Origin of the sequence: Rhizobium sp. GN54 (assembly GCF_021026345.1) — a bacterium.
Lineage (GTDB): Bacteria > Pseudomonadota > Alphaproteobacteria > Rhizobiales > Rhizobiaceae > Mycoplana.
The window spans coordinates 299,609-314,646 of record NZ_JAJNCZ010000003.1; the positions used below are offsets into that span (position 1 = coordinate 299,609).

10 protein-coding genes are annotated in these 15,038 nt (G+C 64.8%); 4 read left to right on the forward strand and 6 right to left on the reverse strand.

Annotated features, from left to right (window positions below; genetic code table 11):
* Nucleotides 1-47: 47 nt before the first annotated feature.
* Both ccmB and ccmA read right to left on the reverse strand, forming a co-directional pair.
* Nucleotides 48-707 (reverse strand): heme exporter protein CcmB, encoded by a 660-nt coding sequence (gene ccmB, locus LQK81_RS10725; protein WP_230806160.1) that lies wholly within the window; start codon nucleotides 705-707, stop codon nucleotides 48-50.
* A 289-nt stretch (nucleotides 708-996) separates the two neighbouring features.
* Nucleotides 997-1,644 (reverse strand): heme ABC exporter ATP-binding protein CcmA, encoded by a 648-nt coding sequence (ccmA, locus tag LQK81_RS10730; RefSeq protein WP_230806162.1) that lies wholly within the window; start codon nucleotides 1,642-1,644, stop codon nucleotides 997-999.
* 264 nt (nucleotides 1,645-1,908) lie between these two features.
* Here ccmA and acnA point away from each other — a divergent pair, with 264 nt between their 5' ends.
* The 3 genes from acnA to LQK81_RS10745 all read left to right on the forward strand — a co-directional run bounded on the left by acnA (nucleotide 1,909) and on the right by LQK81_RS10745 (nucleotide 6,551).
* Nucleotides 1,909-4,602 (forward strand): aconitate hydratase AcnA, encoded by a 2,694-nt coding sequence (acnA, locus tag LQK81_RS10735; protein WP_230806164.1) that lies wholly within the window; start codon nucleotides 1,909-1,911, stop codon nucleotides 4,600-4,602.
* 174 nt (nucleotides 4,603-4,776) lie between these two features.
* A complete protein-coding gene (locus LQK81_RS10740) occupies nucleotides 4,777-5,553 on the forward strand; it encodes a DUF1223 domain-containing protein (protein WP_230806166.1) in 777 nt (258 codons plus the stop codon).
* Nucleotides 5,554-6,155: 602 nt separating this feature from the next.
* Nucleotides 6,156-6,551, forward strand: a complete 396-nt coding sequence (locus LQK81_RS10745; protein WP_230806168.1) for a DUF2794 domain-containing protein — start codon at nucleotides 6,156-6,158, stop codon at nucleotides 6,549-6,551.
* 9 nt (nucleotides 6,552-6,560) lie between these two features.
* Here the strand turns inward: LQK81_RS10745 and LQK81_RS10750 are convergent, their stop codons facing one another.
* The 3 genes from LQK81_RS10750 to LQK81_RS10760 all read right to left on the reverse strand — a co-directional run bounded on the left by LQK81_RS10750 (nucleotide 6,561) and on the right by LQK81_RS10760 (nucleotide 11,618).
* On the reverse strand, nucleotides 6,561-7,115 hold the full coding sequence (locus tag LQK81_RS10750) for a GNAT family N-acetyltransferase (RefSeq protein ID WP_230806170.1): 555 nt from the start codon (nucleotides 7,113-7,115) through the stop codon (nucleotides 6,561-6,563).
* Between the two features lie 191 nt (nucleotides 7,116-7,306).
* Entirely contained in the window at nucleotides 7,307-10,762 is a 3,456-nt protein-coding gene (pyc, locus tag LQK81_RS10755) for a pyruvate carboxylase (protein ID WP_230806171.1), read from the reverse strand.
* Nucleotides 10,763-10,877: 115 nt separating this feature from the next.
* A complete protein-coding gene (locus LQK81_RS10760) occupies nucleotides 10,878-11,618 on the reverse strand; it encodes a LuxR family transcriptional regulator (protein WP_230806173.1) in 741 nt (246 codons plus the stop codon).
* A gap of 297 nt (nucleotides 11,619-11,915) precedes the next feature.
* Here LQK81_RS10760 and LQK81_RS10765 point away from each other — a divergent pair, with 297 nt between their 5' ends.
* Nucleotides 11,916-13,673 carry a glucan ABC transporter ATP-binding protein/ permease gene (locus tag LQK81_RS10765; protein ID WP_230806175.1) on the forward strand — a complete coding sequence of 586 codons (1,758 nt, stop codon included), beginning with the start codon at nucleotides 11,916-11,918 and terminating at the stop codon, nucleotides 13,671-13,673.
* A 137-nt stretch (nucleotides 13,674-13,810) separates the two neighbouring features.
* Here LQK81_RS10765 and LQK81_RS10770 read toward each other — a convergent pair whose 3' ends face one another.
* Nucleotides 13,811-14,950 (reverse strand): OpgC family protein, encoded by a 1,140-nt coding sequence (locus LQK81_RS10770; RefSeq protein ID WP_230806176.1) that lies wholly within the window; start codon nucleotides 14,948-14,950, stop codon nucleotides 13,811-13,813.
* Between the last annotated feature and the right edge of the window lie 88 nt (nucleotides 14,951-15,038).

The window sequence follows — 15,038 nt, forward strand, 5'->3', positions numbered from 1 at the left end:
CGCTTTCGCCCCATCGCTGCAATTGACCGCCATCAATCACATTTGCGTCAATCCGTCGATGCGCGAAGTGCCGCGGCGGCGGCGACCGGGCCGATGACGGCAAAGACGAGCGTCAGCGCGGTCAGGAACAGGAACGGCGGCAGGAATGGCGCGGGCTCCTGCACGGCGGCATAGACGGCGCTGACGCCGAAGATCAGCACCGGGATGGCAAGCGGCAGCACGAGGATGGAGACGAGCAGCCCGCCGCGCGGCAGCGCCACGGCGACGGCCGCACCCGCAGCCCCGATGAAGGTGATCGCCGGCGTTCCGACGAGAAGCGTCAGCATGGTCGCCGCCATCGCCGGCGCGTCCATGTTCATGAACAGCGCCAGGAGCGGCGAGGCGATCACCAGCGGCAGCCCGGTCGCGATCCAGTGCGCCAGGCACTTGACCAGCACCGTCAGCACCAGCGGCGTCTCCTGCATCAGGATGAGGTCGAGCGAACCGTCCTCGCGTTCGGCCTGGAACAGCCTGTCGAGACCGAGCAGAGCGGCCAGCAGCGCCCCGATCCACAGGATCGCGGGGCCGATGCGGGCAAGCAGGTTCAGGTCCGGCCCGACGCCGAAGGGAATGACGGCGACCACGGTCATGAAGAACAGGACCCCGATCATCGCCCCGCCCCCGGCGCGCACGGCAAGCTTGAGGTCGCGGACGAGAAGCGCGGTCATGGGTGCATGTTCCGTTCGGGCAACCGATTGTCGCGCCGCACTGCCCGGATTGGCGCAGGGAGCGTCCCCCCCTCTGCCCTGCCGGGCATCTCCCCCTCAAGGGGGGAGATCGGCAAGGAGTACCACCGTTGGCCGAAACGATTGCTGCGTCTTGCTGTCAAAATCCGTTGCCTCGTCGTTGCGCCAAACGGATCGGCTGCTTGAGGGCAGAGCGTGGCGGCTATCCGATCTCCCCCCTTGAGGGGGAGATGCCCGGCAGGGCAGAGGGGGGTTACGGATATCGCCATCCTCACGCCCATGCCTCCGCAGAAGCCTCGGCAAACCCCGCCATGTGCAACTCCTTCACCGCTCCAAGTCCGAGCGGCTGGTGCGTCGCGGCGATCGCCAGCCCGCCGCGAGAGAGATGCGCCTTCACGAGGCCGGCAAACATCGTCTCGGCAGCCGCATCGAGCGCCGCCGTCGGTTCGTCGAGGATCCAGACCGGCCGCCAGGCGACGAGCAGCTTCGCCATCGCCATCCGTCGCTGCTGGCCGGCCGAGAGATAGCCGAAGGGCAGGTGCACGATGCCACCGAGGCCGACGGCGTCGGCCGCCGCGTCGATGCCGATGCCGGAGTCGCCGGCCGAATCACCGGCGAAGTCCTTCCAGAAGCGCAGGTTCTCCTCCACCGTCAGTTCGCGCTTCATCGCGTTGCGGTGGCCGAGATAGTGGCAGGCGGATGCGACCGTCTCGAACGCGTGGTCACCCTCGCCGACAAGCCTGACCTTGCCGGTTTCCCGCGGTAGCAGGCCGGCCACGACGCGCAGCAATGTTGATTTGCCCGACCCGTTCGGACCTTTCACCACCAGCGCCTCGCCGGCGCCGATGTCGAAGGAGATGTCCCGGAAGATCAGGTCTTCGCCCCGTCTTGCACTCAGGCGCTCGGCAACGAGGCGCATCTGTCCACTTTCCCTCTGCGACCTTGGCCGCACTGCAAAAAATTCTTCCGATCCTTACACCGGTCCTCTGGATCGTTCCTTAGAAATTATCTATAAGGCCCGCAACACGCCAGCGGTCGGCGTGAATATCATCCTTGCGCCGAACCCGGAATGATTTCCGCGTACGGACAGCGGAAATGACCGCACCCGCATCCCATTTCGCGCTTCTCAAGCGCACGGGCGTTCGTACGTCAGCTTTTGGCGATCAGACGAGACGGGGTATAAATGTCCAAGTCCCTAGACAGCTTCAACTGTCGTTCGACCCTCACGGTCGACGGCGTCGACTATGTTTACTACAGCCTGCCGAAGGCAGAAGCGAACGGCCTTGCCGGCGTCTCGAAGCTTCCCTATTCGATGAAGGTTCTGCTCGAGAACCTGCTGCGCAACGAAGACGGCCGTTCGGTCACGAAGAAGGACATCGAGAGCGTCGCCGCCTGGCTTTCGAACAAGGGCCTGGTCGAGAGCGAGATCGCCTACCGCCCGGCCCGCGTGCTGATGCAGGACTTCACCGGCGTTCCCGCCGTCGTCGACCTCGCCGCCATGCGTGACGGCATCAAGGCGCTCGGCGGCGATCCGGAGAAGATTAACCCGCTCGTGCCCGTCGACCTCGTCATTGACCACTCCGTCATCGTCGACGAATTCGGCACCGCAACCGCCTTCGCCCGCAACGTCGAGCTCGAATACGAGCGCAACGGCGAGCGCTACCGCTTCCTCAAGTGGGGCCAGCAGGCGTTCAAGAATTTCCGCGTCGTTCCCCCCGGCACCGGCATCTGCCACCAGGTCAACCTCGAATATCTCGGCCAGACCGTCTGGACCAAGGAAGAGGACGGCGAGACGATCGCCTATCCCGACACCTGCGTCGGCACCGACAGCCACACCACGATGATCAACGGCCTCGGCGTTCTCGGCTGGGGTGTGGGCGGCATCGAGGCGGAAGCGGCCATGCTCGGCCAGCCGGTCTCCATGCTCCTGCCCGAAGTGATCGGCTTCAAGCTGACCGGCAAGTTGAAGGAAGGCGTCACCGCCACCGACCTCGTACTGACAGTCGTGCAGATGCTGCGCAAGAAGGGCGTCGTCTCCAAGTTCGTCGAATTCTTCGGCCCCGGCCTCGACAACATGACGCTGGCCGACCGCGCCACCATCGGCAACATGGGCCCGGAATACGGCGCCACCTGCGGCTTCTTCCCGGTCGACGCCGAAACGATCAACTACCTCACCATGTCCGGCCGCGAAGAGCAGCGGATCGCCCTCGTCGAAGCCTATTCGAAAGCACAAGGCATGTGGCGTGACGGCGACGGCTCCGACCTCGTCTTCACCGACACGCTGGAACTGGACCTCGGCGACGTCGTGCCCTCGATGGCCGGCCCGAAGCGCCCCGAAGGCCGCCTGCCGCTCGAGACGATCGCGCCGAACTTCGCCACCGCGCTCGAAGACGACTACAAGAAGCCGGGCCAGCTTTCGAACCGCTATGCCGTCGAAGGCACGGACTACGACATCGGCCATGGCGACGTGGCGATCGCCGCCATCACGTCCTGCACCAACACCTCCAACCCGAGCGTGCTGATCGCCGCCGGCCTGCTGGCCCGCAACGCCGTCGCGAAGGGCCTGAAGACCAAGCCCTGGGTGAAGACCTCGCTCGCGCCGGGATCGCAGGTGGTCGGCGAATACCTCGCCAAGTCCGGCCTGCAGAAGGACCTCGACGCGCTCGGCTTCAACCTCGTCGGCTTCGGCTGCACCACCTGCATCGGCAACTCCGGTCCGCTGCCGGCGCCGATCTCCAAGACGATCAACGACAAGGGCCTGATCGCCGCCGGCGTGCTCTCGGGCAACCGTAACTTCGAAGGCCGCATCTCGCCGGACGTCCAGGCCAACTACCTGGCCTCGCCGCCGCTGGTCGTCGCCTATGCGCTGGCCGGCACGGTCCAGAAGGACCTGACCAAGGAGCCGATCGGCGAGGACAAGGACGGCAAGCCGGTCTACCTGAAGGACATCTGGCCCTCGTCGAAGGAGATCCAGGACTTCATCATGAAGTACGTCACCCGCGAACTCTACGCCACCAAGTATGCCGACGTCTTCAAGGGCGACGAAAACTGGCAGGCCGTGCAGGTTCCGGCAGGGCAGACCTATGCCTGGGACGACAAGTCGACCTACGTGCAGAACCCGCCCTACTTCGTCGGCATGGGCAAGAAGGGCGCGGGCATCAAGAACATCAAGGGCGCCCGCGTGCTCGGCCTGTTCGGCGACAAGATCACCACCGACCACATCTCGCCGGCAGGCTCGATCAAGGCCGCTTCGCCGGCCGGTGCCTACCTGATCGAGAATGGCGTCGGCGTCGCCGACTTCAACCAGTACGGCACGCGCCGCGGCAACCATGAGGTGATGATGCGCGGCACCTTTGCCAACATCCGCATCCGCAACCACATGCTCGGTCCGAACGGCAAGGAAGGTGGCTACACCATCCACTATCCGTCCAAGGAAGAGATGTCGATCTACGACGCCGCCATGAAGTACAAGGAAGAAGGCGTCCCGCTCGTCATCTTCGCCGGCGTCGAATACGGCAACGGTTCCTCGCGCGACTGGGCGGCCAAGGGCACGAACCTTCTCGGCGTCAAGGCAGTGATCGCCCAGTCCTTCGAGCGCATCCACCGCTCCAACCTCGTCGGCATGGGCGTCGTTCCCTTCGTCTTCGAGGAAGGCACGACCTGGGCAAGTCTGGACCTGAAGGGCGACGAAATCGTCGAAATCGACGGCCTCGAGGGCGAAATCAAGCCGCGCGAGCGCAAGATCGCCAGGATCACCTATGGCGACGGCTCGGTGAAGGAGGTTCCGCTCCTCTGCCGCATCGATACGCTCGACGAGGTCACCTACATGAACAACGGCGGCATCCTGCAGACGGTTCTGCGCGACCTCGCCGCCTGATCCCGACCGGAATTCCAGTCGATACGATGCCGGGGCGATTGCCCCGGCATTTGTTTTTGGGGCATAGTTCCCGCAAGGGAAGTCTCACTCCATCGTGACTTCCTGTTGACTGTGCAAGCGGGTATGACGGTCGCCGACGATGGCACCTCGCCTGCATTTTCTCCGGAATTCCGTATGTCCAGACCGCTTATCATTGGTTGCATTGCGAGCCTGCTGGCCATCCTTCCGGCAGTCGGCGGCGCGCGTGCGCAGGAAGCGGCCACGCAGCAACCGATCGGCGTTGTCGAACTGTTCACCAGCCAGGGATGCTCGTCCTGCCCGAAGGCCGACAAGGCGCTGGAGACCCTGATCCGCGAAGGCAGGGTGGTGGCACTCGCCTATCATGTCGACTACTGGAACTACCTCGGCTGGACGGATACGCTGTCGACCAAGGAGAACACCGAACGCCAGTATGACTATGCCCGCATGTTCGGACGCGGCAGCGTCTACACCCCGCAGGCCGTCATCAACGGCCGGGCACATGTCAACGGTGGGGAACTGGGGCAGATCCGCAGCCAGATCGAAACGCTCAACGCACAGGGCCGCGGTCTCTCGGTCGAGGTTTCCGCGGAGATCGTCCAGGACGAGATCCGCATTCGCATCGGCAACGGCCACGGCAAGGCGAACGTCTTCGCCGCCTATTTCGACGATCAGCAGGACGTGGACATCATGGAAGGCGAGAACCGCGGTCGGAGGGTCACCTACTGGCATGCGGTGCGCGACATGGAGACGATCGGCATGTGGGAGGGACAGGAGACCACCCTCGTCCTGCCGGCCAGCATCCTGAGCCAGAAGGGCACGGGCGGTTGCGCCATCCTCGTGCAGCGCATGAAGACGGGCGACACGCCCGGCGCCATTATCGGCGCGACGGTCATCAGGCCGACGCTGCCGCAGACGGCACGCCGGCAGTAGAACCTGCCTTCCGGCAGTTCGATGATGTGAGAAGAAAAAGGGGGGGGTCCGGACCGGGATCTTCGAGGGGCTGGGGCTTGAGGGTTCGAAGACACGCCGGGCCGGACCTTGACGAAGCTTCCGGCAACGGAATACAGGATGAGCTTCGACGCGTGCCCCTGTGGCCGACCGATTTCCCGCACATGCAAAGCGGTTCGGCTGCAGGGCAGCGTCGTGACTTTCCTAGAAAATTTGGGCGCGGATTTGTCTGAAATGGGGCAAGCGCGCATTTTGCCGTGCCGTACTGGTTAACGGACGTCCCGGATCGGGACAACTCCCCCGCATTTTCAGGCGTTTGGGCGACATATGCGCGTGCAAATCGATGAGCGTTTCTGTGGAAATCCGGCCACAAGACCGCATTTCCGGGCCTCCGGCTGTCTCGAATTCGGCCCGCAACCGCGCAAATGAGACCTGTCGGTGCCGGCGAAATTTCTGCCTGTTTTTCGTGCCGATGCAGGCTCGCTGGGCAATATCGGCACCGCGCGCCGGCCTCCGGCGCTTGCAATTCCCTTCAGGTGAGGCACACTGTCATCCAACCGTCATTGTCGAAGTGCGGAGAACTGATGACTGATCAACCGGATTTGTCGCCGGGAGAAGCCGTGTCCCAAGGGTCGAGCGTCGTCGTCGACCTGGGGGAATACCGCAACCGCAAAGACCCGCTTCCGGTCACCTTCCATCGCAAGGAACTCGACTCCATCCTCCGGATCTACGGCCGCATGGTCGGAGAGGGAGAGTGGCGCGATTATGCGATCGACCATACCCATGAGAAGGCGGTGTTCTCGATTTTCAAGCGCTCCGGCGAGATGCCGCTGTTCCGGGTCGAGAAGAACCCGAAGCTGGCGTCGAAGCAGGGCGCCTACAGCGTCGTCAACACCCACGGCGTGATCCTCAAGCGGGGACGCGACCTGCAGCAGGTGCTGAAGGTCTTCGACAAGGCCCTGAAGCTGGTCGAGAAATAGACGGGCGCGTCAGGCGTCCCTGTTTCCCGGGAAAGTGTCAGACGCCGGATCGCTCGAGGCGCCCTCGCCGAGCGCGCGCTGCATGATCACCGTATCGAGCCACCGGCCGTGTTTGAAACCGGTCGCCTTCATCAGCCCGCCATGCTCGAAACCGACCGCGCGGTGCACCGCGACCGAGGCGGGGTGTGCGCCGCCGATCACGGCGATCATCTGCCTGAAACCGAGCGTCGTGCAACGTTCCACGAGTTCCACCAGCAGCGCCTTGCCGACGCCGCGCCCGCGCGCGTCCGGCGCAAGATAGATCGAGTCCTCCACCAGCCACCGGTAGGCCGGCCGCGTGCGGAAGGCGGAGGCATAGGCATAGCCGAGAATTGCCCCGTCCGCGTCCGTGGCGGCGATATAGGGATAGCGCGCCGCCGTGATGGCGGAAAAGCGGGCGCGCATCTCGTCCAGCGTGGGCGGCTCGATCTCGTAGGAGGCGACGCCGTTGAGGACGGATTCGCGATAGATGCCGGCGATCTCGGTAAGGTCGCCTTCTGCGGCGCTGCGAATGGTGAACGTCATCGATGGCAACCACTGGCTTGATGAAGATGGCCGGACCGCCGCAGCAGTCGCCCGGCGCGCACGGCATTCAACGCTTGGACAACCCCGAGAACCGGATCGTCACCGCATGACCGCGCACGTCCGGGCCTGCAAGCGATCTCCCCACCCGGAAGCTGCCGGGCGCCCTTCGGGACGCCCGGCGAGTTCCGCGATCAGCCGAATACGATCAGCAGGTCCTTGGCATCGATCTGGTCGCCGGCGCGCACGAGGACCTCGGCAATGGTGCCGTCCTTCTCGGCATGCAGGGCCGTCTCCATCTTCATGGCCTCGATCGAAAGCAGCACGTCGCCGGCCTTGATGGACTGGCCGGCCGCGACGGCCACCGTCGAGACGACGCCCGGCATCGGCGCGCCGAGCTGGCCAGTGTTGCCGGCTTCGGCCTTGCGGCGGATGGCGCCGGAAGCCCCGCGGTTGCGATCGGGGACCTTGATCGGGCGCGGCTGGCCGTTCAGCTCGAAGAACACCTTGACCATGCCCTTCTCGTCGACATCGCCCTGTGTCTGGTTGAGGACGACGAGCGTCTTGCCCTTCTCGATTTCGGCGAAGAGCTCCTCGCCCGAGGCGATCCCGTAGAAATAGGCATGCGTCGGCAGCACGCTGACCGGCCCGTAGGTCTCGGCCGCCTGCGCGTAGTCGGTGAACACCTTCGGATACATCAGGTAGGAGGCGAACTCGTAGTCGCTGACCTTCCGCTCCAGCTTGGTCTCGATCGCCTTGCGCTCGGCGTCGAGATCGGCATCCGGCAAGAGCGAGCCCGGCCGGTCCGTATAGGCCGCCTCGCCTTTCAACACCTTCTCCTGCAGCGCCTTCGGCCATCCGCCCGGCGGCTGGCCAAGATCGCCCTTGAGCATCGAGACGACCGATTCGGGGAAGGAGACGTCCTTGACGGGATCCTCGACATCGGCCACCGTCAGGTCCTGGCTGACCATCATCAGCGCCATGTCGCCGACGACCTTGGAGGACGGCGTCACCTTGACGATATCGCCGAACATGCGGTTGGCGTCGGCATAGGCCTGCGCCACCTCGTGCCAGCGCGTCTCCAGCCCCAGCGAACGCGCCTGCTCCTTCAGGTTGGTGAACTGGCCGCCCGGCATCTCGTGCAGATAGACCTCCGAGGCGGGCCCCTTGAGATCGCTTTCGAACGCCGCATACTGGTGACGAACCGCCTCCCAGTAGAACGAGATGCGGCGGATCCATTCCGGGTCGAGCCCCGGATCGCGCTCCGAACCGCGCAGCGCCTCGACGATCGAGCCGAGGCAGGGCTGCGAGGTGTTGCCCGAAAGCGCGTCCATCGCCGCATCCACCACGTCGACGCCGGTCTCGACGGCGGCGAGCACCGTCGCAGCCGCGATCCCCGAGGTGTCGTGCGTATGGAAGTGGATCGGCAGGTCGGTCGCCTCCCGCAGCGCCTTGAACAGCACGCGCGCGGCCGCCGGCTTCAGCAGGCCCGCCATGTCCTTCAGCGCGATGATGTGGGCACCGGCCCTCTCCAGTTCGGCGGCAAGGGCAGTGTAGTATTTCAGGTCGTATTTCGGCCGGGCCGAGGTCAGGATGTCACCGGTGTAGCAGATCGCCGCCTCGCAGATCCTGTTCTCCTCCACCACCGCGTCCATCGAGACGCGCATGTTCTCCACCCAGTTCAGGCAGTCGAACACGCGGAACACGTCGATGCCGCCCTTCGCCGCCTGGCGGACGAAATACTTCACCACGTTGTCCGGATAGTTCTTGTAGCCGACGCCGTTCGCCCCGCGCAGGAGCATCTGCAGCAGCAGGTTCGGCGCGCCCTCGCGAACCATGGCGAGGCGCTCCCACGGATCCTCGGTGAGGAAGCGCATGGAGACGTCGAAGGTCGCCCCGCCCCAGCACTCGAGCGAGAACAGCTGCGGCAGCGTGCGCGCATAGGTCTCGGCGATGCGGGCGATGTCGTAGGTGCGCATCCGGGTGGCCAGCAGCGACTGGTGCCCGTCGCGCATGGTCGTGTCGGTGAGAAGCACCTGCTTCTGCGCGCGAACCCATTCGGCGAACTTCTGCGGGCCGAGTTCGTCGAGCTTCTGCTTGGAGCCGGCTGCGATATTGCCTTCCGAATAGGGCACGACCGGTGCGGCGATGTCGTCGGACGGCATCGGCCGGCCCTTCGCCTCGGGATGTCCGTTGACGCTGACGTCGGCCAGGTAGGTCAGAAGCTTGGTCGCGCGGTCCTGGCGCTTCACCTGCGCGAACAGCTCCGGCGTCGAATCGATGAAGCGCGTCGTGTAGCTGTTGTCGCGGAACTTCGGGTGGCCGATGATCGCTTCCAGGAAGGTCAGGTTCGTGGCGACGCCGCGGATACGGAACTCGCGCAGCGCCCGGTCCATGCGCTGGATCGCTTCCTCCGGCGTCGGCGCCCAGGCGGTCACCTTTTCCAGGAGCGGGTCGTAGTAGCGCGTGATCACCGCGCCCGAATAGGCCGTACCGCCATCGAGGCGGATGCCAAAGCCGGTGGCGCCGCGATAGGCGGTGATGCGCCCGTAGTCTGGAATGAAATTCTGCTCCGGATCCTCGGTGGTGATGCGGCACTGCAGCGCGTTGCCGTTGAGGCGGATGTCCGCCTGCGCGGGCACGCCGGATTCCGGCGTGCCGATGGCAAAGCCGTCGAGGATGTGGATCTGCGCCTTGACGATGTCGATGCCGGTCACCTCCTCGGTGACGGTGTGCTCGACCTGGATGCGTGGATTGACTTCGATGAAGTAGAAATTGCCGGTATCGGCGTCCATCAGGTACTCGACCGTGCCGGCGCCGACATAGTTGGTGGCCCGGGCGATCTTCAGCGAATAGTCCGCAAGCTCCTGCCGCTGCGCCTCGCTCAGGTAAGGTGCCGGCGCGCGTTCGACGACCTTCTGGTTGCGCCGCTGGATCGAGCAGTCGCGCTCGAAGAGATGCACGGCATTGCCATGCGTATCGCCGAGGACCTGGCTTTCGACGTGGCGGGCCCGCTCGACCAGCTTTTCGAGATAGACCTCGTCCTTGCCGAAGGCCGCCTTCGCCTCGCGCTTGGCCTCCGTAACCTCGCGGGCGAGGTCCCTGGGGTCGCGGATCGCCCGCATGCCGCGGCCGCCGCCGCCCCATGAGGCCTTGAGCATCACCGGATAGCCAATCTCCTCTGCCATGCGGGCGACTTCCGCCATGTCGTCCGGCAGCGGATCGGTCGCGGGCACGACCGGCACGCCGATCGAGATCGCCAGATTGCGCGCGGCCACCTTGTTGCCGAGCTGGCGCATCGTCTCCGGCCTCGGGCCGATGAAAGTGATGCCGGCTGCCGCACAGGCCTCGGCGAATTCGGGGCTTTCCGACAGAAGGCCGTAGCCCGGATGGATGGCGTCCGCCCCGGAAAGCTTGGCGACGCGAATCACCTCCTCGATCGAGAGATAGCTCTCGATCGGCCCGAGATCGCGGGCAAGATGCGGTCCGCGTCCGACCTGGTAGCTCTCGTCCGCCTTGAAGCGGTGCAGCGCAAGTTTGTCCTCTTCGGCCCAGATCGCGACTGTTTTCAGCCCGAGCTCATTGGCCGCGCGGAACACGCGGATGGCGATCTCGGAACGGTTGGCGACAAGGATCTTGGATATGGGCAAGTCGGACTCCTCATTGACTTGGGCGCGGGAATGCTGCACCCGCGAAAAGAAACATTAGCGAGTCCCAAACGGAAGTTCAATTTCCGCCTTATGCCGACGCAGACGATTTGCACCGTCAGGAAATCAGCCCCAGCCGGAACGACAGGGCGACCACGTGGTGCCGGTTCTTGGCCTTCAGTTTCTCCTGGATGCCGTTCATGTACCAGTCGACGGTGTGGTTGGAGATCTTCAGCACGCGGGCGATCTCGTGGGAGGTCATGCCGTCGGCGAGATAGTTCAGCGCCTCCATTTCGCGGCGCGTCAGGTGTAGGTTGATCTCCGCCGACAGCGCCGCCGACTTCTGCGGATCGGCATGCTGCAGCAGCTTCCAGAAGAGCTTCTTGGTGACGTTCTCGAACAGCCCGATCTCGGCCGGATGCAGGTCCACCGGCTTGCCGCCGACGGTGATGTTTCCAAGCAGGCCGCGGCGTCCGTGGACCGGGAACGTGTAGCCGTCCTCCAGGCCGTTGTTACGCGCATCGACCATCATCCGCTCCATCCGCTTGCGATGGGGATTGGCATGCAGCGCCGTCAGGGAATCGCGCCAGCGGAAGGCGGCATGGGCATGGTTGAGATATTGGACCGTCGGATCGATGACGATGTATTTCTTCCGGGCGTAGATATCCGGCCATCCCTCAGGCCAGCGCCCCGCCAGCACCAGGGCCATCACATCCTCGTGAGGCTTCGGCTGGCGCGTGACGACGTAGTAGTCGAAGCCGTATCGGTCGAGCAGCCGCTCGAACTCCGGCAGGAGTTCGCCGGGTGCCGTTAGTTCATCGAGCAGGCCCGTAAACTGGGCCAGAAGATTGATGTTCATAATAAAATCGACCGGACACGCGGCCCCTCCAATACATTTTGTCACTCGAGCGCCCTGCTCGCAAAACGGGCACGACGCGGGAAAAACACCCGCCGCCGATCCGTTTATCAAGTTGCGCCGATTTGGCAACGTACCGTTCAGCGTCCATTCATCGACAAGCAAATAGCATTCAGCCATCGCTGAAGATGCGGCCGACAGACAGAGCCTCCCGGGGAGGACCGGCCGCAGACCGTGTGCATGCATCCGTCCCGAGGGGCTGTCGCAGTGCACAATACAGGACCGCGAAAGGGTTTCGAAGTGTCGTTGTTTCAGGTTTACACGCGGGCGCTAAGCTATCTATCGGTATACCGGTTCCGCGTGTCGTCAATCGTCGTCGCAAACGTCGTGCTGGCGGTCATCACCATCGCCGAGCCGGTGCTTTTCGGCAAGATCATCGACGCCATCTCGTCGAAGGGTGCCGTCACGCCCATGCTTTTGATGTGGGCCGGCTTCGGCGTGTTCAACACGATCGCCTTCGTCCTGGTGGCCCGCGAGGCCGACCGGCTGGCCCATGGCCGCCGCGCCAGCCTGATCACGGAAGCCTTCGGACGGATCATCTCCATGCCGCTCTCCTGGCACAGCCAGCGCGGCACCTCCAACGCGCTGCACACGCTGCTGCGCGCCTGCGAGACCATGTTCGGCCTCTGGCTCGAATTCATGCGCACCCATCTGGCGACCGCGATCGCGCTTGTCCTGCTGGTGCCGACCGCCTTCGTCATGGACTACCGGCTGTCGCTGGTGCTCGTCGTTCTCGGTGTCGCCTATGTCATCATCGGCAAGGTGGTGATGAACAAGACCCGCGACGGCCAGGCCTCGGTCGAGGGCCACTATCACACCGTCTTCTCGCACGTGTCGGACTCCATCAGCAACGTCTCGGTGGTGCACAGCTACAACCGCATCGAGGCCGAGACGAAGCAGCTGAAGCAGTTCGCCCAGCAGCTCATCAACGCCCAGTATCCGGTGCTCGACTGGTGGGCGCTCGCAAGCGCGCTGAACCGCATCGCCTCGACGATCTCGATGATGACGATCCTCGTGATCGGCACGGTCCTCGTCCAGCGCGGCGAGCTGCGCGTCGGCGACGTCATCGCCTTTATCGGCTTCGCAGGCCTTCTCATCGGTCGCCTGGACCAGATGAAGCAGTTTGCCGAGCAGATCTTCGAGGCGCGCGCCAAGCTCGAGGACTTCTTCGTCCTGGAGGATTCCGTCAAGGACCGCGAGGAGCCGGCCGATGCCGGCGAGCTGAGCGATGTCCGCGGCAAGGTCGAGTTTCGCGACGTCAACTTCGACTTCGCCAATGCGACGCAGGGTGTCCGCGACATCTCGTTCACCGCCGAGGCCGGCCAGACGGTCGCGATCGTCGGCCCCACGGGCGCCGGCAAGACCACGCTCGTCAACCTGCTGCAGCGCGTCTACGACCCCAAGAGCGGCCAGATCCTCATCGACGGCGTCGACATCTCCACGGTAACCCGCAAGTCGTTGCGCCGCTCGATCGCCACCGTCTTCCAGGACGCAGGCCTGCTCAACCGCTCGATCTCCGACAATATCCGCCTCGGCCGCGAGGGCGCCACGGATGTCGAGATCATGGATGCGGCCGAGGCCGCGGCGGCCGACGACTTCATCCAGTCGCGCCAGGAAGGCTACGACACCCGTGTCGGCGAGCGCGGCAATCGCCTCTCCGGCGGCGAGCGCCAGCGCATCGCGATCGCCCGTGCCATCCTCAAGGATGCCCCGATCCTCGTGCTCGACGAGGCGACGAGCGCCCTCGACGTCGAGACCGAGGCCCGCGTTAAGGCGGCGATCGACAACCTGCGCAAGAACCGCACCACCTTCATCATCGCCCACCGCCTGTCGACGGTGCGCGAGGCGGACAAGGTGCTGTTCCTCGACCATGGCCGTATCGCCGAGATGGGCACCTTCCACGAGCTCAGCCAGAGCAACGGCCGTTTCGCAGCGCTGCTGCGGGCAAGCGGCATCCTCACCGACGAGGACGTCCGCAAGAGCCATACCGCCGCCTGAGGCGCCTAGCCGTCCAACGATCAAGCGCCGCATTCGGTTTCGAGTGCGGCGTTTCGCTTTGCAAGCGCCGGCAATCGGCCCGGGCATCTCTCACGCATTCGGAAGAAGGGCGAACCCGCTGCCGGGTTTTGGCCGCGTCAGGCCGGTTGCTTGCCGGCCTTGGCGGCGATCGGCCTCGACAGTCCCGCCAGCCAGTCCAGGTAGCGCGCATAGGCGAACAGGAGCCCGATCCCAACCGTCACGTAGACCGTGCCGACAAGAACACTCTTGCCCGAGATGAACACCAGCACCTGGCCGACCATCGCCAGGATCGTCCCGAAGATGAAGATCGCCAGGCCATGGCGGCCGACCGCCGTCAGCGAATGGGCCTCAGGCAGGGCCAGCCAGCCGGACAGTGCGGGGACCATCGCCACGAGATAGGCGAGCGCGAGCACGTGCAGGAGCCGCGGCGCCGACAGGAAGGTCTTGTCGAAACCGGTGATCACCGCCGGCAGGCCGAACGACGTATCGATCCACCAGAGCGACAGCACGACCCAGACGAAGGAGACCGCGAGATAGGCGCAGCACAGGGCGATCACCGCCCTGTTCGCCTCGGGCAACGCGCCCTGCCGGGCGCGGCTGCTGGCGGCAAGGCCGATCGCGAACAGGAACTGCCAGGAGAAGGGATTGAGGAACCAGTAGCCGTCGTCCAGGAGATTGGACGGCGCGATGTTCCAGAGGCCTGCGGCAAGCCACAGCAACCCGGACAGCGCCAGCATCAGGGCAGGATTGCGCGCATGCAGCCACAGCATGCCGGGCAGCATCAGCAGGATGACCGCATACATCGACAGGATGTTGTTGTAGCCAAACTGGTGGCCCAGCAGCACCATGCCGAGCAGCCCCTCCTCGGTCCGGTCGACCACCGCGCGCAGGTTGATCTCGGACAGGAGGTCGGGCCGCGAGAACCAGAGCGCCCCGCCGGCAAAGATTGCAAACGTGACCAGGCTCGTCATCACGTGGGCGACATAGAGGCTGAAGGAACGCCGCAGGACCCGCACGCTGACGGCGAGGCGCTTGCCCGGAACGAACGTCGCCCCGAAGGCCAGACCTGCCGAAATGCCCGAGATCAGCACGAAGGCCTCGGCCGAATCGGAAAAGCCGAAGTTCTTGTGCGTCAGGTGTTCGAGCAGGTTGCCCGGAACGTGGTTGATGAAGATCGCGATCAGCGCCAGCGCGCGCAGCACGTCGATCCGCGTGTCACGCGCCGGCCTTGCCACCGGCATCTCCGCCACGCTCATGGTTTTGTCATTCCGCACCAATGCCTGCCTTCCCGAACAGTCGACGTGAAAAGGGGCACGGCGGCCCCCGCGTCACCCGCTGGAACCG